Here is a 25470-nt window from a genome sequence, read left to right on the forward strand (position 1 = left end):
ACGCATTTGAGGTTGCCAAGAAATGGCGACTCGCGCGCGCCTTCGTCGACGGGTTCAGATCTTCATCCCGCTACGTCGAGCCTATTTTCCAGACACCCTCAAACCGGGATTACCCCGATGAGAACGACCGCTTTAAGTTGGTCTTCGGTCTCTCGCGCCACTTCGTCGAGTGTCGCTTGTTGGCCGGTAGCGCCAGTTCCACGAACGTTCTACAAAGCGGACTTTGGAATCATACGGACTCGACACACAACTCCAATGAGAACGGAACAGTCCGGACCGCGCGGCGCGGGGTCTGAGCCACGTCAGCGCGAGGCTTGCGACCTCGCGTGGCAAACGCGACGCGCCAATCTAACTTTTTGCCGATAACAGCTCGCCGCGCTTGCGCTGCAGGAACCGGCGCACGGCCGGATCGCGCTCGAGTCCGATCGCGAGATCATATGCGCCGAGCGCTTCGTCCGTCGCGCCGGCACGCGCGAGCAGATCTGCACGCGCGGCCCAGTACGGCTGGTAGTCGACCAGCCGCGGATCGTCCGCGTATGGCTCGAGCGCGTCGAGCGCCGCCTGCGGGCCGTCCCGTTCCGCCAGCGCGAGCGCGCGGTTTACCGCGACCACCGGCGACGCTGCAATCGCGAGCAGCGCATCGTAGAGTTGCACGATCTCGTCCCAGTTCGGGCGATGCGTCCGGCAGCGGTAGACGTGCGCCGACTGCAGAGCGGCCTCGAGCTGAAAGCGTCCGATTGCCTTGAATGCGCTCGCGCGCCGCAGCAGTGCGTTGGCTGCGTCGATCATTGGCGCATCCCATGTCGCCGGATCCTGAGCAGACAGTGGCACGTAGTCGCCGGCCGCATCGCGCCGTGCATCGCGCCGCGCCTGCGCATACAGCATCAGCGCGAGCAGCCCCAGCGTCTCTGGCTCCTCGGGCAGCAGTTCGACGAGCAGGTGTGCAAGAAACAGCGCCTCGCCGGCGAGATCGCGCCGCTCGGTATCGCCGCCGACCGGATCGGTCCACCCTTCCGCATACGCCGCATAGACCGCTTCCAGCACCGCAGCGAGCCGGCCGGGCAACTCCTCGCGCTCGGGGACGCTAAATGGAATACCCGCTTCGCGGATCTTGTTCTTCGCCCGCACGAGGCGCTTGCTCATCGCGGCCGGCGACATCAGGAACGCGGACGCAATCGTCTTCGCTTCGAGCCCCAGCACCACCTGTAGCATCAGCGGCGTGCGAATCGCGGCCTCGAGGGCAGGGTGCGTGCACGCGAACAGTAGCGCAAGCCGCCGGTCGGGCAACAGGCCTGCTTCATGCTCGTCGATCTCGTCGGCGAGGATCGCGAGCTGGTTCACCACTTCGTCCCCGACACGTCGATGACGCACACCATCAAGCGCCCGGCGGCGCGCAACCGTCATCAGCCACGCTTCGGGATTCGCGGGGCAGCCTCGCTTCGGCCAGTCCGCGAGCGCGGCCGCAAACGCGTCGGCCAGCGCGTCCTCGGCCGCGGCGACGTCGCGCGTACGCATCGCCAGCAGCGCGACGAGCTTGCCATAACTGCGGCGAGCGACCGCATCGGCGATCGAATGCGCGACGGTGCCAGCATCAGGGTCGCCGCCGGACGGACTCATGCAACAGATGGCGCGTCGTACGGAGCAGTCCAGGCCGGGCGCACTTCCATGAGGCCGTGCGCCGCGCCGGGACAACGCGACGCCCACGCGATCGCCGCGTCCAGGTTGGGCACGTCGATCAGGTAGTAGCCGGCGAGTTGCTCTTTCGAATCGGAATACGGTCCGTCAAGCACCTGCGGCTTGCCGTCGACGAGCCGCACCGTGGTGGCCGTGCTCGTGTGCTGCAGCCGGTTGGCGCCCACCAGCACCTCGGCTTTTTTCAACGATTCGGTATACGCCTGATAGGCGGCAACCCCTTGCTGCCGCTCGCTGTCGGTCATCTGGTTCCAGCCGTTTTCTTCCGAGTAGATCATCAATAGGTATTGCATATGAGTCTCCGTCATGGGGTTAAGGCGGCTGAATTACATCGGGCCGCCATCACAATGACGCTCGGGCCGCGACCTGATGGACAGGCAGCGTCGAAAAAATCGAGAATGACGCACCGACCTTAATCGTCCGCCTCCGTCGAGAACTCTGCGCGTGGCCACTTCGGGCGAGCCCGCCAGCCCTTTGTGCGGCTATCAATTGCACCGCACCAATGCCGATCGCATTAAAGCCTCGTTCCAGCAGGTATCGAGACAATCTCGGTGAGGATATCTGCTTTCAACTGTCCCGGTCTTGACACCCACAAAGGTTCGAGAAGAAGTACTCGATTTCTCGAGCGATCACTCTGCCGATGACCTGCCCAGCGACTCTAAAGAGTAAATGACTACGCCCTGAAATTGTCGATTAGGGGCACCCGGCCCACGGTCCGTTCAGGGGGCGAAACTTCGCACACGCTGGCGACGAGAGCTTACATTCGCGCTGTTCCTGTGCGAACGTCAGGAGAGGAATCTAAAGCGGCCTCACCGGCGACGATGCCTGAGTGTCCGCAACAGCCTGATATCGAAGGTCATCCCAATCGAACTGGGGCCTATTGCCGCCTGGATGAGCTCCGATAATCGCTTCGATGCTGATCGAGAAGATCGAAGGCCTCGTCGATATAACGCGTCAACGGATAAGCCGCTTCTTCCTGTCGCCAGTTCTCCTTGGCGACCCGAAGCGTACCCATGGCCACCATGGCGTCCAGACGCAAGGCAGGCCGCCGAGCCGGGTCTGGCCACAGTTCGTACATCGCCTCAGCGAGGACCTCCTCCATCTGAACAAGAAGCGCCTCTTTGCGTAGCCGAAGCGCTTCTATCGATCGCAGGATCCGATCCGCGAGGATTGATTCCTTGGTCTCGTACATCGAGGCAAGAGCCAGGAAAGTCTTCCGAGCTGCGGTGATCGGCGATTGCTCGGGCGACTGCTTCAGGAAGGTGGGACGCAGAGATTGCGGGAATTTGCCGCTCTCGTGCGCCAACAGGACATCTTCCTTCGACTTCAGATAGTAGAAGAAAGTGCGCCGCGATATTCCCGAGGCCGCCGCGATCGCATCGAGCGTCGTCGCCTCGTAGCCATTTTCGATGAAGAGTTTCAAGCCTGCTTCGGCGATCCGGTCAAGCGTCAACTGGCGTTTGCGTTCGCGCAAGTCGTTTGGGGTCTTCTCAAAATTAACCATAGTCATCAGTTTGACGGCTGGCGAGTTCCTTGACAAATTTACACTGAGTGCGATAGATTGCACTCAGTGTAAATTACTTGCGGACGGAGCTCAACTATGTCGTCGTCAAAGGTCTGGTTCATCACTGGTGCATCGCGCGGGTTCGGCCGTGCCTGGACAGAGGCCGCGCTGAAACGCGGCGACAGGGTTGTGGCCACGGCGAGAGACCCGAGGGCACTCGATGAGCTCGCCAAGACTCATAGCGATGCGGTGCTGGTACTGCCGCTCGATGTAACGGATCGCGACGCCGTGTTCGAAGCCGTCAATCAAGCACATCGGCATTTCAAGCGCCTCGACGTCGTCTTATGTAACGCCGGCTATGGCTACATGGGAGCGATCGAGGAGCTAGAGCATGAACAAGTCAAAGCCAACTTCGACACCAATGTGTTCGGAACGCTCTCGGTCGTTCAAGCAGCGCTGCCGATCCTGCGGGCGCAGGGCAGCGGTCACGTCCTGACGATGTCGAGCATCGGAGGCATCATCGGTTTTCCGACCGGTGGGAGTTACACCGCCAGCAAATTCGTCATCGAAGCCATGTCGGAAGCACTCGCGGGCGAAGTGGCTGCGTTCGGGATCAAAGTCACGATCATCGAACCGGGCCACTTCGCGACCGAGTTTCGTTCGTCGGTGCAATCCCCGCCGGTCATCGAGGCCTATGATCCGATACGTCAGGCCATTCGTTCGTCATTCAAACCCGGTGATTTTGGAGATCCGGCCGGGACTGCCGCAGCGATCTTCGAAGCCGTGGAGGCCAAGGAGCCGCCCCTTCGTCTGGTGCTCGGTTCGACGACGATCGCGAAGTTTCGGGCGACCTATGCGGCGCGTTTGAGCAACTGGGACAAATGGGAAGCTGTCTCGAACGCAGCTCAAGGTCGGCAGCACGTTTGAAGCGGCGCGGCCTCGGCCGCCAAAGAAACACAGTGCCATATCCGTCGGAACGAGCGCTTGGACAGGAGATCCTGAAGATGAAACTGCTACTGCTGGGTGCTACAGGGTTGGTGGGAAGCAGAACATTGAAGCTCGCGCTCTCCAGTAGCGCATTTTCCGAGGTGATCGCACCAACGCGGAAGCCGCTGGCGCCCAGCAACAAACTGGTGAACCCTCTCGGGTCACGTCTCGAGGAGCTGGCGCCGGTTCTAGGCTCGTACAAGCCTCACGCGGTCATCTGCGCATTGGGAACGACGCAGGCAAAAGCCGGCTCGAAGGAGGCGTTCCACCACGTTGACTATGAACTGCCCATTGCATTCGGCAAAGCGGCACACGCCGCAGGCGTAGAGACGTTCGCAATCGTGACTGCCATCGGCGCATCAACAGAGTCCAGCTTCTTCTACGCAAGGACCAAAGGAGAGGTGGAAAGGGACGTCCGGGAAATCGGGTTCCGATCCCTGACGATCTGCAGACCCAGCCTCATTGGCGGAGAGCGAGGTGAAGTAAGGCGCGCAGAGGGAGCGGCGCTGGCGCTGGCTCGACTCTTGGCTCCGATCCTTCCGAAGAAATTTCATGTCAATCCAGCGGACGTCATTGCTGCTGCGTTGCTCGACGCAGCCATCGTTGCAAAACCAGGGTGCCGTTGGATCTATGCGGAAGAAATGAACTGAGATTCAGGAGCGGCTGCCCGTGCGCAACTCGTGATGGAGGGCACGTCGGCGCTCAAGCTGAGGCTACGAGGTGCGGAGGGCGATCGTCCGCTCCTGCGTTTGTCCGGGCAACTTTTTTGGGGGAGGAGGTTGCCTGACCTACCCCTCATTAATCTGGGCAAGTCAACTCACTGGACGATCTCGCAATTCCTCATACCGTCCAAGAAATGCAGAGCCATGGAACGCTCGAGCGAAAGATGCAATGCGCCAGAGATCCGATGGTTTCCGATAGAATCGCGGCTTGTCATCAGTTTGTCATTCTCGGATCACCATAGATCGTTTGAAATGAAATTTTCGTACGGATTTCATATCGACCATTCGGGTTTTTCGAAAATCATTGTAACTTGTTGATATTAAACGAGAAAATTAGCCTTTCGGAGCTTCAATGTTCGGTCGATTCATGCCCACCGAGGGCAAATTTTTCGAAATCTTCAATGCGCACGCGAAGTGCATCGTTGACGCAAGTCACGAACTCGAACTGCTGATCGACAACATGGACCAGATGGAGGTCCATAAGCAGAACGTCCAGACCAACGAAAAACGTGCGGACAAGCTCACGCACGAAACCATCGATCTGCTGCACAAGACCTTTATTACGCCGCTCGATCGCGACGAAATCCACAAGCTCATCACGACGATGGACGACATCCTCGACCTGATGGAAGACGTCGCCACCGCCATCTCGCTTTACGATGTGCGCGAATCGACCGCGGAAATGAGTCAGCTCGCCCATATCTGCACGGCGACCTCTGAACGAGTGCAGCAAGCCGTCAAGCTGCTGGCCGACATGAAACGCGCCAGCGAAATCCTCAAGATCTGCGAAGAAATCGACCGTCTGGAATCGGACGCCGACCGTGTGCTTCGCTCGGCCATGTCGAAGCTCTTCCGCGAAGAGGACAACGTCAAGACGTTGATCAAGCTCAAGGCAATCTACGAGTTGCTCGAGACGATTACCGACAAATGCGAGGATGTTGCGAACATCATCGAAGGCATCGTGCTGGAAAACGCCTGATTTCAGCCGCGCCACTCACTCGATAAACGATGCATTCGATTCAACTCGCCCTCTGGGCTGTCATTACGCTCGTCGTGGTCGCACTCGTGTTCGACTTCATGAACGGCTTCCACGACGCCGCCAACTCCATTGCAACAGTCGTATCCACCGGCGTGCTGAAACCTCAGCAGGCCGTGGCGTTCGCTGCCGCGTTCAACGTCATTGCGTATTTCATCTTCCATTTGAAGGTTGCCGCCACCGTCGGCAAAGGGACGATCGACCCGGCTATCGTCGATCAATACGTGATCTTCGGTGCGCTTGTCGGGGCGATCGGCTGGAACATCATCACGTGGCACTACGGCATTCCGTCGAGTTCGTCGCATGCGCTGATTGGCGGCCTGGTCGGCTCGGCGTGGGCGAAGTCGGGGTGGGGCTCGCTGAATATGGACGGCCTGCTCAAGACCGTCTCGTTCATTTTCATCTCGCCGCTGCTGGGTTTCGTGCTTGGGTCGCTGTTCATGCTGATCGTGTCGTGGATGTATTTCCGCACGCCGCCTTCCAAGGTGGACCGGCGGTTCAGACGCTTGCAGCTTATATCGGCGGGGCTGTACAGCCTCGGGCATGGCGGCAACGACGCTCAGAAGACTATCGGCATTATCTGGATGCTGCTGATTGCGGCGGGATATTGGTCAGCGGCGGCGAACGCGCCGCCGATCTGGGTGATCGGCGGATGTTATCTGTCGATGGGGCTCGGAACGCTGTTCGGCGGCTGGCGCATCGTGCGCACGATGGGCCAGAAGATCACGAAGCTCAAGCCGGTCGGCGGGTTCTGCGCGGAGTCGGGCGGGGCGATTACGCTGTTCGTTGCGTCGTTCCTGGGTATCCCCGTGTCGACCACGCATACGATCACCGGCGCAATTGTCGGTGTTGGCGCGACGCAGAAGTTCAGCGCGGTGCGCTGGGGTGTGGCGGGGAATATTGTCTGGGCCTGGATCCTGACCATTCCTGCCTCTGCCGTGATGGCCGCCGCCGCTTGGTGGCTCGGACATCGCTTTCTTCCCTGAACGGAACGAGCAGTTCGCGGGCGACTTTTGGATAAGTCACCCGCGTTTCGGACGTCAGATCAACGGCGCGCTGACACCGTCCATTGGAATGATCGCACCCGATACGTAACTGGCCCGGCGGCTTGCCAGAAATAGCGCGACGTCCGCGATTTCCTCGGGTTTTGCGTATCGGCCGAGAGGCACCTTTGCCTGGCTTTGCGCCAGCGCTTCATCGCGCGTCACACCCAGTCTTTGCGCCTCAAGCGCCAGCGATTCCTCCACGCGTTCGGTCAACGTCGAGCCCGGATTGATCGCGTTGATGCGAATGCCCAGCTTCGCGTAATGATGTGCGAGACCAACCGTTGCCAGCATCAGCGCCGCGTTCGCCGCGCCGCCCGCGATATGGATATCGCTCGCAATCTTCCCACCCATTCCGATGATATTTACCACCGCGCCCGGTTCGGCCTTGGGGTTCGCCTTTAGCCGTTCAGCCATTTGCTTCAGCACGGCTTGCTGAGGGTAGATGCAGGGGAAATATTTCGCTTCCATCGCGGCCTTGTAGCCGGCGGCATCGAGGAGATCCGGGTCGTAGCGTTTAGCGGCGCCCGCGCAATTCACGAGAATATCGATCGGGCCGAGCGCGCCCGTCGCTTCTTCCACCACGTCTTGCGCGCTGTGCGCTTCGTGAAGATCGGCACGCGCCAGATGCACGTGAAAGCCATCTTTCGCGAGTTCTTCGCGCGCGCGCGCGAGGTTTGCCGGATCGCGCGAAACAATCGCCACGCGCGCCCCTTCCGCTGCAAATGCCCGCGCGCACGCGAAGCCGATACCTTTGCTGCCGCCCGTGATGAGCACGATCTTGCCGGCGAGTCCCAAGTCCATGAGTTCACTCCTGTCGAGGCCGATGGTCGATTCGATGATGCGTGGAATCGTTATCGAGACACGATAGCAGACGCTGGGAATGTGTGCGGCCCGGAGAAACGCGCTCGAAGCGCTCGCAGGATGACAGCCTAATAGCTGCCGTTAGCGAACTTCGCGATGGGGTCGTCGGTAGCGGCGGGGCGCGTGGGCGTGAGCGAATTCGTTGAGGCGCGCATCACGTGGGCGGCAGGGTCGGAGGCGGGAATCCGGCCAACCAATGACGACTGTTGCTCTTGCACCGAACGCACCTGCTGCGCCGCCAGCCGGGCAGTGGGTGGCGGCGGTTCGAAGGCATCAGCGGCGGCGGTGATGGGATCGGGCGCATTCGATGCGGCGGCAACGGCGTTCGATTCAGCCTGTGACTCGCGCGGCGGCGAAATTGCATTTGCGGCTTGCGATTGACGCTGCGCCGCGGACAACGAAGATGGCGGCGGCTCGAACGGATCGGCACCGGAGCGAGCGGTCGTCATGGCCGGCGATACAGCCCCCGCCGATTGCGCCTGTCGTTGTGCGGACGACACCGAGGACGGCGGCGGTTCGAACTGATCCGCGGCGGCCGTACGGTAAGAGCCTGCGGGTGGTGGCGTCATAGCCTGTGCAGGTTGTTGCTGCGTAACAGGCGCGGCCATGGCTGCGGCAGGCGGAGGTTCATAACGATCGCTGGCCTGAGCGGCAACTTGTGTTGGTGAACGGCTTGACGCTCCATCCGCCGGTGCGGGAACAGGGACGGGCGACGCCAGATACGTCGGTGCATCGAATGGAGCCGGAGCGGCTTTTGGCGGCGCGACGCGCCGGATGCCATCGAAACGCTTGGCCCAATACGGATTGGTGAGGTAATCGAGCCGTACCGTGCCGCCCGTTGACGGCGCGTTCACGAAGCGCAGCTTACCCACGTAGATGCCGACGTGCGAATGCGGCCTGCCCGTCGTGTTGAAGAAAATCAGGTCGCCGGGGGCAACTTCGTCGGGTTCAATCGATTCGCCGCGCACGCTCATGTCCGCGGTCGTGCGCGGCAGGTTCACCGATGCCGCTCGATCCACCACGTAGCGCACCAACCCGCTGCAATCGAAACCCGCTTCTGGCGTATTGCCTCCCCATCGATACGGCACGCCCACGAGCGACATTGCCTGGATGGAAATTTCCTCGCGCCCAACGCTGTGGTCCACGAAATTCGGGAAACCGGAGGGGGCGGCGAAGGTGCGATTAGACGCGGTAGCGTTCGATGCGGCCGGTGCACGCGACACCCGCGTCGGCGCGCTGGAGCAGGCGGCAACGAGGAGGGTGAGCAGCAGCAGTGACCAGAGTCGACGCATTCGGCGGGGCGAGCGGAGGCGCTCGCCGTCATGGCGGTCTCGCGATACTAGCCCGTCAGACGGGGCCCGGGCAAGTTTTCTTGATAAGTCACTTGAGGTTTACGCTGTAAGTGTTGCTTTGGGGAAACGTGTTCTGGGGTTCAAAACACGCTAAAAAGACGCAAAAAAGCCCGGCAAGCGATGCTTGCCGGGCTTTCAAATCGTGCCGATAGTTAAAGAATCTCGGACGCGTAATCTGCCAATCGCGACCGTTCGCCACGTGCAAGCGTGACGTGACCGCTATGCGTCCAGCCCTTGAAGCGGTCGACTACGTACGTCAGGCCCGAACTGCCTTCCGTCAGATACGGTGTGTCGATCTGGGCGATATTACCCAGACACACGATCTTCGTGCCCGGACCGGCGCGCGTGACGAGCGTTTTCATCTGCTTGGGCGTCAGGTTTTGCGCTTCGTCGATGATCACGTATTTGTCCACGAAGGTCCGCCCGCGCATGAAGTTCATGCTCTTTACCTTCAGGCGCGATCGGATCAGTTCCTGCGTGGCGGCACGGCCCCATTCGCCGGCGGCGTCGTCGGTCTTTTGGAGGACTTCGAGGTTGTCGTCGAATGCGCCCATCCACGGCTGCATTTTTTCCTCTTCCGTACCCGGCAGGAAGCCGATGTCTTCGCCAACCGGAACCGTTGCACGCGTCACGATGATCTCGTTATAGCGCTTGTCGTCGAGCACTTGCGCGAGGCCGGCGGCCAAGGCCATCAAGGTCTTGCCGGTACCGGCCTGACCCAGCAGCGTGACGAAATCCACGTCCGGGTTCATCAGCAGGTTCAACGCAAAATTCTGCTCGCGATTGCGTGACGTAATACCCCACACGTTGTTCTTGTGGTGGCTGTAATCGCGTAGCGTTTGCAGCAGCGCTGTCTTGCCGTTCAGCTCGCGCACGATGCCGTAGAACGACGGCTCGCCGTTCTGCGGTTCGAAATAAACGAACTCGTTCACCAGCATGGACGCGCACTGCGGACCGGTCACGCGGTAATACGTCGTGCCCGTCTTGGTGTCCTGCCAGCTTTCCATGCCCTTCGCGTGCTTCGTCCAGAAGTCCGAAGGCAATGCACGCACACCGGAATAGAGCAGGTCCTTGTCTTCCAGCACCTGGTCGTTGAAATAATCTTCAGCGGGCAGGCCGAGCGCGTGGGCCTTGATGCGCATGTTGATGTCTTTCGACACCAGCACGACCTGGCGATCCGTGCGCTCCTTCTGCAGCGCGCGAACCACGCCGAGAATCTGGTTGTCGGCCTTGCCGACCGGCAGGCCCTCGACCGGTTCAATGTCGGTCAGCGTGGTCTGGAAGTACAGGCGGCCGGTTGCATCGCGATTGCCCAGTGCAGACAACGGCAACCCGGCGGCCATCTCGCCGACGTGCGCCACCAGCGCATCCAGCGTGCGGCTCACCTGACGCGCATTACGCGCCACTTCCGACATGCCCTTCTTGTGGTTGTCGAGTTCCTCGAGCGTCATCATGGGCAGATAGACGTCGTGTTCCTCGAACCGGAACAGCGATGACGGATCGTGCATCAGCACGTTCGTGTCGAGTACGAACAGCTTGCCGATCTCGTTGTCCGGCTGGCCACGCGTGCGGCGCTTCTGCTGGCCACGCGCCTGAACGCCATTGGCCACGGGCGCGGCCGGTGCTTCGGAGCGCGAAGGCGCGCGTTCACGCGCCTCGACCGGCGTGCGTGCGACTGCTGGCGTGGTTTCGACCTGTTCGGCCGGTGCAGCGGCGGGTTGCAGCAACGCCGCAGTTTGTTTCGTGCGGCGGGTGCGCGCGGCGGGCGCTGCATCAGAGGCTTCCACCGCTGAGCCTTTGGCCGCGTTCGCAAGCGTCTCGCTTGCTATGGCGCGCAAGGTATTGGCGGTGTTCGCGGCGGCAGGCCGTGAAGCGCCGACGCTCGCGCCAAATTCGGTTTCGGTTTCAACCAGATCGCCATCGCTTGCCTGCTTTTTTGTTGATCGGGCAGGCCGGGCTTTGGCTTTGTATTCTTCAGACGGCAGGAGGTTGCCGAGCTTGACGGGTGCGGTAGGCAAAGGCATGGTTTTCCTCGATAGGATTCGGATCGTATGTCGTGCGTCGCCTGTCGCATCCTGCGTGATGCCGACGGTCAGGTCTTCAGGCCAGAAGGCCGGACGTCGATGCAGTTTGCGCCCGGAGACGCGCTTCGGTTTCGAAAACGCCGGTTCGCCTAGATTTCGATCGGCTCCTTGGAAGTTGCGTCCTGAAGAAAACGGAGATGAAACGCACGGACGGCGCGAGACGCCCAGGGCGCACACGCTGGCGGTAAGGGAGCGTCCGCAAACAAAAAAGCCGCCGTCCCGGACGATGGGACCAGCGGCTCGACAGCGCCTGCTTCAAAGCGCCTTTCAACTTCCGCCACGCCCCTGGATTCCAGGCGTGGCGTGTAGCGGGTACCCGTGCCGGTCGCGGGGAAAACCGCGAAACACCGGACGCTACGCAAAGAGAAATGGAGGGAAGGGCAAGCGCTCATTGCGAATCAATATAACGTGCCTCAAAGCGCTTGTACAGCTTCCACGATCTGCTCCACGTGGCCTGGAACCTTTACGCCACGGAACTCCTGGCGCAGCACCCCTTTCGCGTCCAGCAGGAAGGTCGAACGCTCGATTCCGCGTACTTCCTTGCCATACATTTTCTTCATTTTGATGACACCGAAGAGCGTGCAGATAGCTTCGTCGGAATCCGATACCAGCGTGTATGGCAGCTCCAGCTTGGCCTTGAAGTTGTCGTGCGACTTCACGCTGTCACGCGAGATGCCGATCACTTCAGCACCCGCCTTCTTGAATTTCGCGTAGAGATCACGGAACTGCAGGCTTTCCGTTGTACAGCCCGGCGTATTGTCTTTCGGATAAAAAAACAGCACGACTTTCTTGCCTCGCAGGGACGACAGCGTAAAGTCGCCGCCGGTTGCGGGCGCGGTGAAATCGGGAACGGGTTGATCGACTGCGATCGGCACGAAGTTTCTCCTCTGTCGGCCGGAGTTGGCGCTTTAGCGCTCACTCCGGTCCCATGCGGTGTTTGCGGTCGGCCGGAGTTGGCGTGTCGACCAGAGTTGGCACTTTAGTGCTAACTCTGGTCCCATAGCGCTTACTCCGGTCCCATGTAACATGGTGCTGTTATCGGTAGACGCGTGCCCGTGCGCCAGTTTCTGGAGAGCGGGCACGTTGGAACGGTAGTGCGGATCCGGGAAGGGCTGCAGCCGTCCGGCCGGGCCCGCGCAGATACCAGGCGCGAAAACAGGCCGGCAGTGCGTCAGTCTGGCTGCAGTATCAGCTCGCCCGCGCGACCTGGAATCTCGCCCCACGCGACAGGGTACGTGGGCAGCGTCGCGCGGTCCAGCGTCGCATGATAGTCGCCCATCGTGCAGAAGCTGTGACCTTGTGCACTCCAGCCGGCCAGCAATTGCTCGAATACCGTGGCCAGCTTTTGTCCTTCCAGTTCGGCATGCAGCGTGAAGACCTGGTCGTGCGCCTGTTTCGACGTGAGACCCAGCAAATGCGCAGCCACATTGCTCACGTCCACGCCATCCACACCGAGGATTTCATCCAGCGTAGGCAGCGTGGTGGGCATCTGGACGTGATTCAGCGTTCGGCCGTCGAGCACGGGAATGTAGGGCGTATGGCCGCGTCCGTCGGACGCGTATTTCATGCCCCAGGCATCGATCTGTTCGAACGCGTAGCTGTTCATCTGCCAGCCCGCTGCACCGTGCGTGACCGGCGGCGTACCGAAGATCTCGACGAAACGCGCGTGGCTGCGCTGCATCTGGCTGGCTGTCCACTCACGATTGCCGGCACGGACGTTGTCCTGCCAGTACACGTGATCCCACGTGTGGATGCCGCACTCGAACCCAGCTTCATGAATCGCGCGCATCTCGGCAACGGCACGGCGGCCGATATCCGGCCCCGGCAGAAGCACGCCATACATGAGCGTCTTGATGCCGTAATGCTCGACCACCGACGTCCGCGACACCTTCTTGAGAAACCCCGGGCGAAACACGCGGCGCAATGCCCAGCCGGTGTGATCGGGGCCGAGACTGAACAGGAACGTGGCGCGGGCGTGGTATTTGTCGAGCAGGCGCGCGAGATTCGGCACGCCTTCACGCGTGCCGCGCAGGGTATCGACGTCGATTTTCAGAACAATGCGAGCCACGCGCCGTCCTTAGGACTGGTCTTCTACAAGGCGCCGCGCCGTGCCCACGTCGCCGCGATACGCTTCGAAAATCTTGCGCAACGCGTCGTCCATGGTCGCGACCGGTTTCCAGCCGAGCTCCTGGATCGTGTTGTCGATCTTCGGCACGCGGTTCTGCACGTCCTGATAACCCGCGCCGTAGTAGTCGCCCGATGACGTCTCGACGAGCTGGACCGTCTTCGCACTTTCAGCGTACTCGGGGATCTCGTTCGCGAGCTTCAGCATCTTGTTGGCGAGTTCACGGACCGAGAAGTTGTTGCTCGGATTGCCGATGTTATAGATCTTGCCCGTCGCCACGCCGTCCTTGTTCTCGATGATCTTCATCAACGCACCGATGCCGTCGTCGATATCCGTGAACGCACGTTTTTGCGCGCCGCCGTCGACGAGACTGATGTTTTCACCGCGCACGATGTGACCCAGGAATTGCGTGACCACGCGCGAGCTGCCTTCCTTCGGCGTGTAGATCGAGTCGAGGCCCGGGCCGATCCAGTTGAACGGACGGAACAGCGTGAAGTTCAGGCCTTCCATGCCGTAACCCCAGATCACGCGGTCCATCAACTGCTTCGAGCATGCGTAGATCCAGCGCGGTTTGTTGATCGGGCCGTAGCTCAGTTGCGATTCTTCCGGATCGAATTGCTCGTCGGTGCACATGCCGTACACCTCGGACGTGGACGGAAACACCAGGTGCTTGCCGTATTTCACGGCCGAACGAACGATGGGCAGGTTCGCCTCGAAGTCGAGTTCGAACACGCGCAGCGGCTGCTTCACGTAGGTGGCCGGCGTGGCGATAGCGACCAGCGGCAGGATCACATCGCACTTCTTGATGTGATATTCGACCCACTCCTTGTTGATCGTGATGTCGCCTTCGAAGAAATGCATGCGCTCGTGATTCGCTAGGTCGCCGAGACGGTCGCGTTGCATGTCCATGCCGAAGACTTCCCAGTCGGTCGTCTCGAGAATGCGCTTGGAGAGGTGGTGGCCAATGAAGCCGTTGACACCCAGGATCAGGACTTTTTTCATGAATGAGGAAGTGATTGAGTGAGTCGGCCGAATTCGGCGGGACTGACGACGCGTTCGCCGCCGGCGGGAGTCTGGCTTTCGTCCACGAATGGTTGCCGTAATTCACGGATGGCGACGACGCGGCCGTCGCCGCATACGCCAAACAGCGCATTATCCTTCACGTGCAGGCCAGGGGGCAAATTCGAGACCTCACGCAGGGTTTCGGCAGCGACGTCCGGCAGGCCGTTTTCGGGCGCGAGACGGGCACGCGCGACAATAAACCGCTGCTGTCCGATGTCCGTAAAAGCACCCGGATACGGCGGCGCGACGGCGCGAATCAGGTTGTAGACCCGCTGCGCCGTTTGCGACCAGTCGATGCGGCCATCTTCCGGCTTCCGGCCGCCGTAGTAGCTTCCTTTGGCGAGGTCGTTCGGCAAATGCGGCGCTTCGCCTGCGATCAAGGCCGGCAAGACGCGCCACAAGGTTTGCTCGGCGGCGACGGTGGTTTTGTCGAAGACTTGCGCGGCGGTGTCGTCGGGGAGAATGGGCACGGGTGTCTGGCCGAGGATGGCTCCGGCGTCCGGTTTGGCTGCCATCTCGTGCAGCGTCGCACCCGTTTCCGTTTCTCCGTTCAGCACGGCCCAATTGGTGGGCACGCGCCCGCGATACTTCGGCAACAGTGAACCGTGCATGTTGTACGCGCCGCGCGCCGCAAGCGCGAGCAGCCCGACCGGCAGCATGTGCCGATAGTAGAACGAGAAGATGAAATCCGGCGCGAGTTCGCTGATTGCCTCATGCAGTTCGGGCGACTTGGGATCGGCCGGCGTGATAACCGCGATGCCATGATCCGCCGCCACCGACTTCACGCTGCCGAACCAGATGTTCTCGTCAGGATTGTCTTCGTGCGTGACAACCAGCGCGACCTCCACGCCGCGCGCGAGCAGGACCTGCAGGCATCGCACGCCAACGTTGTGATACGCGAACACCACCGCGCGAGGTTTCGCGCGTGGAGCGTTTGCAGGGCTTGCCGCGCTTGTGGAATTAACCGCCGGTTTCATAGCGACCTCATAGAGGATCGACCTCGCGGCTGATTGCGGCTACCGCTTCCTGACGTGGCATGGTCCGCGCCGGCTTGCCGTCGCGCTCTTCCAGGATGGTCTGCACCAGGTAACGCGGCCGCGCACGCACTTGCTGATAGATCCGGCCGATATATTCGCCGAGCAGCCCAAGCGCGAAGATGATCACGCCGAGCATGAAGAAGGTGATAGCGAACAGGGTGAACACCCCTTCGACTTCCGCGCCGAACATGAAGCGTCGAACCAACAGCAGCAGGAACAGGCCCGCGGACCCCACGGACAGAATCACGCCGATGAACGACAACCACTGTAGGGGCACGACGGAGAAACCGGTCACCAGATCAAAGTTGAGGCGGATCAGGCTGTACAGCGAGTACTTGGATTCCCCGGCGAAGCGCTCTTCGTGCGCAACGTCGATTTCAATCGGGTTCTGCGCGAAGGTGTAGGCCAGCGCCGGAATGAAGGTGTTGATCTCACCGCAGCGGTTGATGGTGTCAATGATGTGCCGGCTGTAACCACGCAGCATGCAGCCCTGGTCGGTCATCCTGATGCGCGTGATGCGTTCGCGCAGCCGGTTCATGAGGCGTGAGGCCTTCTTGCGCCAGAAGCTGTCCTGGCGTTGCTGGCGAATCGTGCCGACGTAGTCGTAACCCTCGCGCATCTTCTCGAGCAGCTTGGCGATTTCCTCGGGAGGATTCTGCAGGTCGGCGTCGAGTGTAATGACGCATTCCCCGCGCGACTGTTCAAAGCCCGCGAGAATGGCCATGTGCTGGCCATAGTTGCCGTTTAGCAGGATCACGCGGGTCGTATCCGGCCGCGCGCGAAACTGCTGGGCGAGCAATGCCGCCGACTTGTCGCGGCTGCCGTCGTTGATGAAGATCACTTCATACGTCGCGCCGAGTGCATCAAGCGCCGGATACAGGCGGGAGAAGAGTGCCGCGAGGCCTTCTTCTTCGTTGTACACCGGGACCACGACCGTTAATTCCGGGCCGGTCGGCAGAAAATCCGTTTGACTCATGTTGACGATGGTTCCGCTAGGTGTCCGTGGTGAAAAATGTGGTTCTTGTTTTGCCGTGCGATCCGCGTACGTTGCATGACTTATGTACTTTAGCGTGCTGAACGTGCCGTATTGCCTACGTGACTCGCACGCCTCAAATGGCGTGCGCCGCGCAGATTTCATCGACTGCATGCACGACGCGCTTCACGTCGTCCTGGTTCATCTGGGTGAAGAGCGGCAGCGTGACCGTTGACGCGCCGTATTTTTCGGCGTGCGGGAACATGCCTTCGTGAAATCCGCGTCCGCGATACAGCGTGAACAGGTGCAGCGCCGGGTAATGCACACCCGTACCGATGCCGCGTTCCTTCATCAGTCCCATGAACGCCGAGCGCGTAAGCGACAGGCGCTCGAGCGGCAGCGCGATCTGGAACATGTGCCAGTTGCTGTCGGTGAAATTCGGCACCGGCAATTGCACGCCCATGCGCACGGCTGCGCCGTTCGCGAAACTCTCAAAGTATGCGCGCGCCAGTTCCCGGCGTTGTTCCGTGAAACGCTCCACGTGCTTGAGCTGACCCAGGCCAACGCGGGCGGCGACGTCGGTGAGATTGTATTTGCCGCCGAGGAGATCGCAATCCATGCCGTCAAAGCCGATGCGCGTAACGCCTTGCAGCCGGTACTTCTGCGCAAGCACGGCTTCTTCCTCGTTATTCAGGACGAGCGCGCCGCCTTCGATCGTCGTGACGTTCTTGTTCGCGTGAAAGCTGAACGAGACAATGTCGCCGAATGCGCCGATCTTCTGACCGCGCCACGATGCTCCGAACGCCTGTGCCGCGTCTTCGATCACGCGCAGGCCATGCTCGCGCGCAATGCCGTACAGCCGGTCCATGTCCACAGGCAGGCCGGACAGATACACCGGCAGGATTGCCTTGGTACGCGGCGTAATGGCCTTTTCGAGCAGGTCCAGGTCGATATTGTGCGTGACCGGGTCAATATCCGCGAACACCGGTGTAGCACCTGTTTCAATGATCACATTGCTGGTCGAGACCCAGGTCATGGGTGTGGTGATGACTTCGTCGCCTTCGCCCACGCCGGCTATGCGCAAGCCGATTTCCATGGTCGCCGTGCCGGAGTTGAACGTGCGCACCGGGCGGCCGCCGCAGTAGGCGGACAGTTCGGCCTCGAACTGCTGGTTTTGCGGGCCGGTCGTGATCCAGCCAGAACGCAGAACGTCGACGACGCCCTGAATCGTCTCTTCGTCGATCTCGGCGCGTACGAAAGGCAGAAAGGGAAGCGTTTTAGAAGGCACGTTCTGGGTCATGGAAGCTCTGCGAAGGAAAGGAACGGTGAGATCTTTGAAACACAGTCTTTGAAGCACAGTGTCAGCCGGGTCCAGCCTCGTTCAGGCGCGCCCAGGGACGCTCAAGTGCTTGCGGGCCCTCAACCGCGCGTCAGAACCACGACGCCGATCAGGATAATGCCGATGCCGACCAGTCGCTGCAATGTCAGGACTTCGCCGAATAAATACCACGCCGCGAACGCGTTCACCACGTATCCAAGCGAGAGCATGGGATAGGCGATGGAGACGTCGACCCGCGACAACCCCACAATCCATACCACCACGCTGAATACGTAGCAGGTCAGTCCACCGATGATCGGCCACTGCGTCGCGATCTTGAAACCGATCGGTACGATGTTTGCCGGCGTGAACTCGAAATGACCCACGGCGTTCACGCCTGCTTTGAGCAGCAACTGCGCACCGGCGTTCAGCATGACGCCGGTGATGATGCAAATGAAGGATATCGGGTTCATCGTGAGCCGTAATAGGGTTTTTTGGGGCGGAGCGGCGAAGCGGTAGGGCTTCGCAGCGTCTCCGGCTTCCATATCCGCTGGCGCGCGGTGCTCCGGTCAACCCGCGGCGCCATTGTTTCAAGGCTGCGGCTTCTCGACAATCACCCTTCGGTCGTCCCGAGCAATCACCTGCATGGGCACGTGCTTCGCCAGCAATTCGTCATACCGGCCGGGCGGTATCAGCGCAAGGCCGTACGGTTGCGCATCCCAGTGCTGAATCCACTCATCAATGGTCGGCACCCATTTCTGGGGTTCCGTTGTGACCCCGAATTTCAGCTCGTCGGGTTCCTGGACCATGATCATGGTGTGGCCGAGATAGAACGGCATGGTGTGATCGAGCTTGGCGACCGAATAGAACGGCGTGTCAGCCGGCAATCTGGCCATGGCGGCCTTTACCGCAGGCACGAGTTGCACGCCCGAACTTTCGCGGCCAAACACCTCGTGGCCGGTGCCGGCGATCGTGCCCATCAGCAGCCAGGCCGTTCCCAGCAGCACCACGCCGCCGATCGAACTGCGCCGGTTGAGCCAGATGGCGGCAAGCGTCACCACAAAGGCCACGGCGAGCGCGGCGTACACCCAGACCTGGAACTCCCTGTAGAGCTCGTTGGGCGTGTGACCGCCGCCCATCCGGCCGAGGAAGATCGCGCCAAATGCCGCCACCACGAGAAATACAGCGTATCCGGTTAAATGCCGGTGCCACTGCGCGCGCGTGAGCAAGGGCAGGTAGATCGCAATCAGTAATGCAATGGCGGGAGCGATTGGCAAGGTGTACGACAGCAGCTTCGAATGCGACGCGCTGAAGAACAGGAAGATGAACACCGACCAGACCAGGAGCAGTGTGACCGGTGCAAAGCCGTTCGGCTGGCGCGGTACCTTCAGCGCATGCCGCACGCTCTGGAACACCACGGAGAGCCAAGGCAGGAATCCGACAATCAGCACGGGCACGAAGTAATAAAACGCACCCGGACGGTTCTGTTCGGGGGTCAGGTAGCGCTGGAATTGCTGCACGATGAAAAAGAAGTTCAGGAACTCCGGATTTTTCATCTGGACCAGCACGAACCACGGTGTGGCGATCACGAGGAACAGGATCAGCCCGCTGCCAATGTACAGGCGCCGCCAGAGCGCCCAGTCACGCGCGATCAGGGTATAGAGCACCAGCACCGCACCTGGCAGGATCAGGCCGATCAGTCCCTTCGACAAGAGCGCGAGCGCCATCCCGGCCCAGCACAGCCACATCCAGATCCTGACCTCGCGCGCCGGCAGGTTCGGACGCTGTGCGAGCAGCAAGCTGCAGAGCGTAAGTTGCATCCAGAACGACAAGCCCATGTCGAGCGTGTCGAAATGGGCCATGAGGTTCCAGTATGGCGAAGTCGCGAGCACGACGGCCGCGCAGAACCCTGTCACGCCATTGAACACCCGCGCCCCGGTGTAGCCGACCAGCAGCACGCCGGCAAAGCCGGTCAGCGCCGTATAAAGGCGCGCTTGCCACTCGCCGATACCGAACCACGCGAACGTCAGCGCGTTCGCCCAGGTTTGCAGCGGGGGTTTTTCGAAATACTTGTAGCCGTTGTAACGCGGCGTGATCCAGTCGCCGGTGACGAACATTTCGCGCGCCATTTCGGCGTAACGGCCTTCGTCGCTTGGGACGAGATGGCGCAAGCCCAGCGGTGCGAACCAGATCACGGCGAGTGCCGCGATCAGCAATAAAAGCGAGAGGCGGGTGAGCGGTAGCCGGTAAGGCGTATCGTTCATGAGTGTCGACCTGTCCGATGCCGCTTTCGCGGCGCTAGCAAAATCCATGGGGGGCTCGAGTTTGGCGCATCAGGGCTTAAGGGCGGCTTAACAGGCACGCTTGCGGCAAGCTCGCCGCGTACCCGGTGTCCGGCCAGCCCATGCAGGTTCCTCTGCAATAACCGGGCGCGCAAGCCAGCCAAACGGCCAGTCATTGTGCGCTTCGCCGGTACGGCGGGCGATTGCGAGCCGGTGCGTCGTCCGTCGGTGCGCAGAAAACAGGCGTTACCAGTGCCGATATCCGTACCGACATCGACGCCGGGCGGCAGTTTATCGCACTGGCGCGCCGAATCCGTTCTCGCGCGTTGGCGCGGCGTTGGTGTCGGCATGCGCTCGACTTTCGCCGCTAAGCCCTGGCTACGTCTTCATTACGCCTCGATCAGCAGCGCAGCCGCCACCCGGCGGCCTTCCGACATGAGAATGTTGTAAGTACGGCATGCGGCGCCGAAATCCATTGTTTCCACCCCAATGCGCTGCTGGGAGAGCTTCGCGATGAGTCGCGGGTGCGGAAAACGCAGGCGCGTACCGCTGCCGAACACGACGACTTCAGGTGCGATCGCGATGAGCGCGTCAAAATCTTCCGGCGTCAGCGCCTCGAACGACGACACGGGCCACGCGATCACCGGCGTTTCCGGCATCACGATGATGCTGCCTTCGTGGCGTTGCAGATTGATCGCGACGTAATCGGCGCCGTAACTCGTGATGGTGTTGAGCGCGCCGCTGGCTTCCTGATGTAATTTCAAATCGATATTCCGACAGGCGGGTTGATGGCAAGAGGTGACTGCGCGAGGGGCCGGCAACAACGGGACGCCCTGGCGCGCAATGCAGCTTTCACGGGCTCGCGCGAGCACCTGAATGAAGCCAATGTGCACGCGGCTACCGGTGGCGCATTGCGAAAGTCACGGATAATCCGCTAAATTATAACTTTTCAGCCGCCAGCGGGTTGCGAGCCCGGGGTGGCGCATTGCATCGCGTGCCGCCACAAGCTGCTTCTCGACACGCAAAACGCGGCGTTTTGCCTTGGCCTGATGGCCATAAGCTCACACGATTCCGCCCAAACCCGCCTCTATCCGGCGCATTTTCGCTAGACTGCCTGTTCCGCGTCGCTACTTAGGGTTTCTGCGCGGTGTCCGGTCCGTTTGACGTCTCGGTTCGACTCGTTTTGCGCTCTGCGTCTTAAACGCCGGGCGAAAACACCGGCGTGGCCCGCGGTGCGCCGAGTCAGAGGATCTGACGTGTCAACTTTATTTACCGATTTTTCCTGGTCCAGAGCCTGATTTCCAGTAACCCAGTGAGCTTTCCCGCCGTGAAACCGATTCTAAAATCCAATAAATTGCAGAATGTCTGTTATGACATTCGCGGACCCGTGCTCGAGCACGCGAAGCGGCTGGAGGACGAGGGCCACCGGATCATCAAGCTCAATATCGGCAATCTGGCGTCGTTCGGCTTTGACGCGCCGGACGAGATCATCCAGGACATGATCCGCAACCTGCCCACGTCGTCGGGGTATTCGGACTCGAAGGGCGTGTTCGCCGCACGCAAGGCGATCATGCATTACAGCCAGCAAAAGGGCGTGGCAGGCGTGGAACTGGACGACATCTATATTGGCAACGGCGCGTCCGAGCTGATCGTGATGGCCATGCAGGGCCTGCTCAACGACGGCGACGAAGTGCTGCTGCCAGCGCCGGACTACCCGCTGTGGACTGCCGCGGTAAGCTTGTCGGCCGGTACGCCGGTGCATTATCTTTGCGACGAATCCGCCGGCTGGATGCCCGATCTGGACGACTTGCGCTCGAAGATCACGTCGAATACGAAGGCGCTGGTCATCATCAACCCGAACAACCCGACCGGCGCGCTGTATTCGGACGAGTTGCTCAAGGACATGATCGAGATCGCGCGCAAGCACGGCCTGATCATTTTCGCCGACGAGGTCTACGACAAGATCGTCTACGACGGCCGCAAGCACACGGCGGTCGCGGCATTGTCCGAAGACGTGCTGACGGTCACGTTCAACAGCTTGTCGAAAAGTTACCGGGCCTGCGGGTATCGCGCGGGCTGGATGTTCATCTCGGGGCTGACGGGTGAAAACCGCCGCATCGCCCATGACTATATGGAAGGGCTCGGCATCCTGGCCTCCATGCGCCTGTGCGCGAACGTGCCGGGCCAATATGCCATCCAGACGGCGCTCGGCGGTTACCAGAGCATCAACGACCTGATCGTGCCAGGCGGTCGCCTGTTCAAGCAGCGTGAACTCGCTTACGACATGCTGACCGCCATTCCCGGCGTGAGTTGCGTGAAGCCGCAGGCGGCGCTGTACATGTTCCCGAAGCTCGACCCGAAGATGTATCCGATCGTCGACGACCAGCAGTTCATTACGGATCTGTTGCTCGAAGAACGCACGCTGCTTGTGCAGGGCACCGGCTTCAACTGGCCGACACCCGATCATTTCCGCGTGGTGTTCCTGCCGAACGTGGATGATCTCGCCGACTCGATCAACCGTATCGCGCGTTTTCTCGATGGTTATCGAAAACGTCACTCTGTCTAAACCTCTCTTATAAGACTCACGCTGCAATGGAACCGATCAAAGTTGGCCTGCTGGGCTTCGGCACCGTCGGCAGCGGCACCTTCACGGTGCTGCGCCGTAATCAGGAAGAAATCAAACGGCGCGCCGGACGGGGCATCGAAATTACGCGCATTGCGGTGCGCACGCCGTCGAAGGTGCAGGGTGCGGCGGGCATTGACGTCACGACCGACTTCAACGCGGTCGTCGACGATCCTTCCATCGACATCGTGGCCGAGATGATTGGCGGCACGGGCGTCGCGCGCGAACTGGTGCTGCGCGCCATCGCCAACGGCAAGCACGTAGTGACGGCGAACAAGGCGCTCCTGGCCGTCCACGGCAGCGAGATTTTCGAAGCGGCCAGCAAGAAGGGCGTGATGGTGGCGTTCGAAGCGGCGGTCGCGGGCGGCATTCCCATCATCAAGGCGCTGCGTGAAGGACTGACGGCGAACCGGATCCAGTACATCGCGGGCATTATCAACGGCACGACGAACTACATTCTTTCGGAGATGCGCGACCGCGGGCTCGACTTCGCGACCGCGCTGAAAGCGGCCCAGGAACTGGGTTATGCCGAAGCCGATCCGACCTTCGACATTGAAGGCGTGGACGCTGCGCACAAGGTCACGATCATGAGCGCGATCGCGTTCGGCGTGCCTGTGCAATTCGACCGGGCTTACGTGGAAGGGATCAGCAAGCTCGACGCCATCGACATCCGCTATGCGGAAGATCTCGGCTACCGGATCAAGCTGCTGGGCATTGCGCGCCGCACGGAGAAGGGCATCGAATTGCGCACGCATCCCACGCTGATCCCGGAAAAACGCTTGCTGGCGAACGTGGAGGGCGCGATGAACGCGGTGGTCGTGCATGGCGACGCCGTGGGCACCACGCTCTATTACGGCAAGGGCGCGGGCGCCGAGCCGACCGCGTCGGCCGTGGTCGCCGATCTCGTGGACGTCACGCGCCTGCATACGGCCGACCCCGAGCACCGCGTGCCGCATCTGGCATTCCAGCCGGACAGCCTCGCGAACACGCCGATCCTGCCGATCGAAGAAGTGACGAGCGGTTATTACCTGCGCCTGCGCGTGGCGGATGTGACCGGCGTGCTGGCCAACATCACGCGGATTCTCGCCGACAAGGCCATTTCCATCGACGCGTTGTTGCAGAAGGAATCGGAGCACGTCGACGGCGAGGACAAGGGCGAGACTGACATCATCCTCATCACGCATGTGACGGTGGAAAAACAGGTCAACGCGGCGATCGAGGAGATCGAAGCGCTTTCCACGGTCGTGTCGAAGGTAACGAAGCTGCGCATGGAAGCGTTGAACTAGGGCTCTGAAATGAACTACATCTCCACGCGCGGCGCCGGTGTCGGCGAGCGCCATACTTTCTCCGACATCCTGCTCGGCGGTCTTGCGAAGGACGGCGGCCTGTATTTGCCCACGGAATATCCGCGCGTCACGGCGGATGAACTGACCGCCTGGCGTACGCTTTCCTATGCGGATCTGGCCTACGAAATCCTGCGCAAATTCAGTGACGACATTCCCGCCGAAGACCTGCTCTCGCTCACACGGCGCACTTATACGGCCGGCGTCTACAGCAATGTTCGGGATTCCGAAAGCGCGGTGCAGATCACCCCGCTGAAAACGCTGGGCGAAGAGGGCGGCACGACCGTGTCATTGCTGGAGTTGTCGAACGGACCGACGCTCGCCTTCAAGGACATGGCCATGCAGTTGCTCGGCAACCTGTTCGAGTACACGCTCGCCAAGCAGGGGCAGACGCTGAACATTCTTGGCGCAACCTCAGGCGACACGGGCAGCGCGGCGGAATACGCGATGCGCGGCAAGCAGGGCGTGCGTGTTTTCATGCTGTCCCCGCATCAGAAGATGAGCGCATTCCAGACGGCGCAGATGTTTTCGCTGCAGGACCCGAACATCTTCAACCTGGCGGTGATCGGCAACTTCGACAATTGCCAGGACATCGTCAAAGCGGTGTCGAACGATCATGCGTTCAAGGCGGCCAACAAGATCGGCACGGTCAATTCGATCAACTGGGCGCGCGTGGTGGCGCAGGTCGTCTATTACTTCAAGGGCTATTTCGCTGCGACCAAGTCGAACGCCGAGCGGGTGTCGTTCACGGTGCCGTCGGGAAATTTCGGCAACGTCTGCGCCGGGCATATCGCTCGGATGATGGGTTTGCCGATCGAGCAACTGGTCGTGGCCACGAATGAAAACGACGTGCTCGACGAGTTTTTCCGCACCGGGGTGTATCGCGTGCGCACTGCCGCCGAGACGTACCACACGACCAGCCCGAGCATGGATATCTCGAAAGCGTCGAATTTCGAGCGTTTCGTGTTCGATCTGCTCGGACGCGATCCGGCGCGCGTGCTGCAGCTTTTCCGCGACGTGGAAGAAAAAGGTGGATTCGACCTTGCGGCGAGCGGCGACTTTGCACGCGTGAAGGAATTTGGATTTGTGTCGGGACGCAGCAGCCATGCCGATCGGGTGGATACCATCCGCGATGCGTTCAAGCGTTACGGCACCATGATCGATACCCACACGGCCGACGGCCTGAAGGTTGCGCGCGAGCACCTGAGCCCGGGCGTGCCGATGATCGTGCTGGAAACCGCTCAGCCGATCAAGTTCGGCGAGACCATTCGCGAGGCGCTCGAGCGTGAACCGGAGCGGCCGGCGGCGTTTATCGGTATCGAGGAATTGCCACAGAAATTTGATATGGTGGCGGCCGACGCCGCGTTGGTGAAGGCGTATATCGCGGAGCGCATCTAGGCTCGGGACGGACGGCGCCGGGCAA

General features: G+C 61.0%; 22 protein-coding genes. 7 read left to right on the forward strand and 15 right to left on the reverse strand.

The features are described 5' to 3' along the window. Positions 1 to 348: 348 nt before the first annotated feature. The 3 genes from ABH944_RS05570 to ABH944_RS05580 all read right to left on the reverse strand — a co-directional run bounded on the left by ABH944_RS05570 (position 349) and on the right by ABH944_RS05580 (position 3202). On the reverse strand, positions 349 to 1617 hold the full coding sequence (locus tag ABH944_RS05570) for an RNA polymerase sigma factor (RefSeq protein WP_404605259.1): 1269 nt from the start codon (positions 1615 to 1617) through the stop codon (positions 349 to 351). Next, the gene (locus tag ABH944_RS05575) at positions 1614 to 1985 is read right to left on the reverse strand and encodes a YciI family protein (protein ID WP_404605257.1); all 372 of its coding nucleotides are present in this window, start codon (positions 1983 to 1985) and stop codon (positions 1614 to 1616) included. Before ABH944_RS05575 ends, ABH944_RS05570 begins: the two co-directional genes overlap by 4 nt. A gap of 584 nt (positions 1986 to 2569) precedes the next feature. Then, positions 2570 to 3202 carry a TetR/AcrR family transcriptional regulator gene (locus ABH944_RS05580; protein WP_404605255.1) on the reverse strand — a complete coding sequence of 211 codons (633 nt, stop codon included), beginning with the start codon at positions 3200 to 3202 and terminating at the stop codon, positions 2570 to 2572. A 90-nt stretch (positions 3203 to 3292) separates the two neighbouring features. Here ABH944_RS05580 and ABH944_RS05585 point away from each other — a divergent pair, with 90 nt between their 5' ends. The 4 genes from ABH944_RS05585 to ABH944_RS05600 all read left to right on the forward strand — a co-directional run bounded on the left by ABH944_RS05585 (position 3293) and on the right by ABH944_RS05600 (position 6927). Next, a complete protein-coding gene (locus ABH944_RS05585; protein ID WP_404605253.1) occupies positions 3293 to 4123 on the forward strand; it encodes an SDR family NAD(P)-dependent oxidoreductase in 831 nt (276 codons plus the stop codon). A 77-nt stretch (positions 4124 to 4200) separates the two neighbouring features. After that, positions 4201 to 4833: an NAD-dependent epimerase/dehydratase family protein gene (locus ABH944_RS05590; RefSeq protein ID WP_404605251.1), complete on the forward strand. Its 633-nt coding sequence runs from the start codon at positions 4201 to 4203 to the stop codon at positions 4831 to 4833. Between the two features lie 424 nt (positions 4834 to 5257). Then, on the forward strand, positions 5258 to 5884 hold the full coding sequence (locus ABH944_RS05595) for a DUF47 domain-containing protein (protein ID WP_089159053.1): 627 nt from the start codon (positions 5258 to 5260) through the stop codon (positions 5882 to 5884). Positions 5885 to 5913: 29 nt separating this feature from the next. Then, complete coding sequence (locus ABH944_RS05600; RefSeq protein WP_404605249.1) at positions 5914 to 6927, forward strand: inorganic phosphate transporter; 1014 nt, start codon at positions 5914 to 5916, stop codon at positions 6925 to 6927. 54 nt (positions 6928 to 6981) lie between these two features. Here the strand turns inward: ABH944_RS05600 and ABH944_RS05605 are convergent, their stop codons facing one another. The 12 genes from ABH944_RS05605 to ABH944_RS05660 all read right to left on the reverse strand — a co-directional run bounded on the left by ABH944_RS05605 (position 6982) and on the right by ABH944_RS05660 (position 20845). Next, positions 6982 to 7788 carry an SDR family oxidoreductase gene (locus tag ABH944_RS05605; RefSeq protein ID WP_404605247.1) on the reverse strand — a complete coding sequence of 269 codons (807 nt, stop codon included), beginning with the start codon at positions 7786 to 7788 and terminating at the stop codon, positions 6982 to 6984. 128 nt (positions 7789 to 7916) lie between these two features. After that, positions 7917 to 9140: an NlpC/P60 family protein gene (locus ABH944_RS05610; RefSeq protein ID WP_404605245.1), complete on the reverse strand. Its 1224-nt coding sequence runs from the start codon at positions 9138 to 9140 to the stop codon at positions 7917 to 7919. A gap of 212 nt (positions 9141 to 9352) precedes the next feature. Continuing rightward, positions 9353 to 11224 carry a PhoH family protein gene (locus ABH944_RS05615; RefSeq protein ID WP_404605244.1) on the reverse strand — a complete coding sequence of 624 codons (1872 nt, stop codon included), beginning with the start codon at positions 11222 to 11224 and terminating at the stop codon, positions 9353 to 9355. A 473-nt stretch (positions 11225 to 11697) separates the two neighbouring features. Next, a complete protein-coding gene (locus tag ABH944_RS05620) occupies positions 11698 to 12159 on the reverse strand; it encodes a peroxiredoxin (protein WP_404605242.1) in 462 nt (153 codons plus the stop codon). Between the two features lie 296 nt (positions 12160 to 12455). Next, the gene (locus ABH944_RS05625; protein WP_404605241.1) at positions 12456 to 13352 is read right to left on the reverse strand and encodes a polysaccharide deacetylase family protein; all 897 of its coding nucleotides are present in this window, start codon (positions 13350 to 13352) and stop codon (positions 12456 to 12458) included. A gap of 9 nt (positions 13353 to 13361) precedes the next feature. Next, a complete protein-coding gene (locus ABH944_RS05630) occupies positions 13362 to 14411 on the reverse strand; it encodes a bifunctional UDP-4-keto-pentose/UDP-xylose synthase (RefSeq protein WP_404605240.1) in 1050 nt (349 codons plus the stop codon). Next, positions 14408 to 15448: a formyltransferase gene (locus tag ABH944_RS05635; protein WP_404605238.1), complete on the reverse strand. Its 1041-nt coding sequence runs from the start codon at positions 15446 to 15448 to the stop codon at positions 14408 to 14410. Before ABH944_RS05635 ends, ABH944_RS05630 begins: the two co-directional genes overlap by 4 nt. Before the next feature lie 7 nt (positions 15449 to 15455). Beyond that, the gene (locus ABH944_RS05640; protein ID WP_404605236.1) at positions 15456 to 16484 is read right to left on the reverse strand and encodes a glycosyltransferase; all 1029 of its coding nucleotides are present in this window, start codon (positions 16482 to 16484) and stop codon (positions 15456 to 15458) included. 133 nt (positions 16485 to 16617) lie between these two features. Further along, complete coding sequence (locus ABH944_RS05645; protein WP_404605234.1) at positions 16618 to 17781, reverse strand: DegT/DnrJ/EryC1/StrS family aminotransferase; 1164 nt, start codon at positions 17779 to 17781, stop codon at positions 16618 to 16620. 119 nt (positions 17782 to 17900) lie between these two features. Further along, positions 17901 to 18272, reverse strand: coding sequence for an SMR family transporter (locus ABH944_RS05650; RefSeq protein ID WP_404605232.1), 372 nt, complete (start codon positions 18270 to 18272; stop codon positions 17901 to 17903). A gap of 117 nt (positions 18273 to 18389) precedes the next feature. Continuing rightward, a complete protein-coding gene (locus tag ABH944_RS05655) occupies positions 18390 to 20063 on the reverse strand; it encodes a glycosyltransferase family 39 protein (RefSeq protein ID WP_404605376.1) in 1674 nt (557 codons plus the stop codon). 407 nt (positions 20064 to 20470) lie between these two features. Next, the gene (locus tag ABH944_RS05660) at positions 20471 to 20845 is read right to left on the reverse strand and encodes an Mth938-like domain-containing protein (RefSeq protein ID WP_404605230.1); all 375 of its coding nucleotides are present in this window, start codon (positions 20843 to 20845) and stop codon (positions 20471 to 20473) included. A 563-nt stretch (positions 20846 to 21408) separates the two neighbouring features. Between ABH944_RS05660 and ABH944_RS05665 the strand changes: the two genes are divergently transcribed. Genes ABH944_RS05665 through thrC form a run of 3 tightly spaced genes read left to right on the forward strand, consistent with a single transcriptional unit; the run spans position 21409 to position 25445 of the window. Then, positions 21409 to 22647 carry a pyridoxal phosphate-dependent aminotransferase gene (locus tag ABH944_RS05665; protein WP_197500393.1) on the forward strand — a complete coding sequence of 413 codons (1239 nt, stop codon included), beginning with the start codon at positions 21409 to 21411 and terminating at the stop codon, positions 22645 to 22647. A gap of 26 nt (positions 22648 to 22673) precedes the next feature. Continuing rightward, entirely contained in the window at positions 22674 to 23990 is a 1317-nt protein-coding gene (locus tag ABH944_RS05670) for a homoserine dehydrogenase (protein WP_404605227.1), read from the forward strand. 9 nt (positions 23991 to 23999) lie between these two features. Continuing rightward, positions 24000 to 25445: a threonine synthase gene (gene thrC, locus ABH944_RS05675; protein WP_404605226.1), complete on the forward strand. Its 1446-nt coding sequence runs from the start codon at positions 24000 to 24002 to the stop codon at positions 25443 to 25445. Positions 25446 to 25470: the final 25 nt, after the last annotated feature.

The sequence above is a fragment of the Caballeronia udeis genome (genome assembly GCF_044909315.1).
In the GTDB taxonomy this organism is placed as follows: domain Bacteria; phylum Pseudomonadota; class Gammaproteobacteria; order Burkholderiales; family Burkholderiaceae; genus Caballeronia; species Caballeronia udeis_A.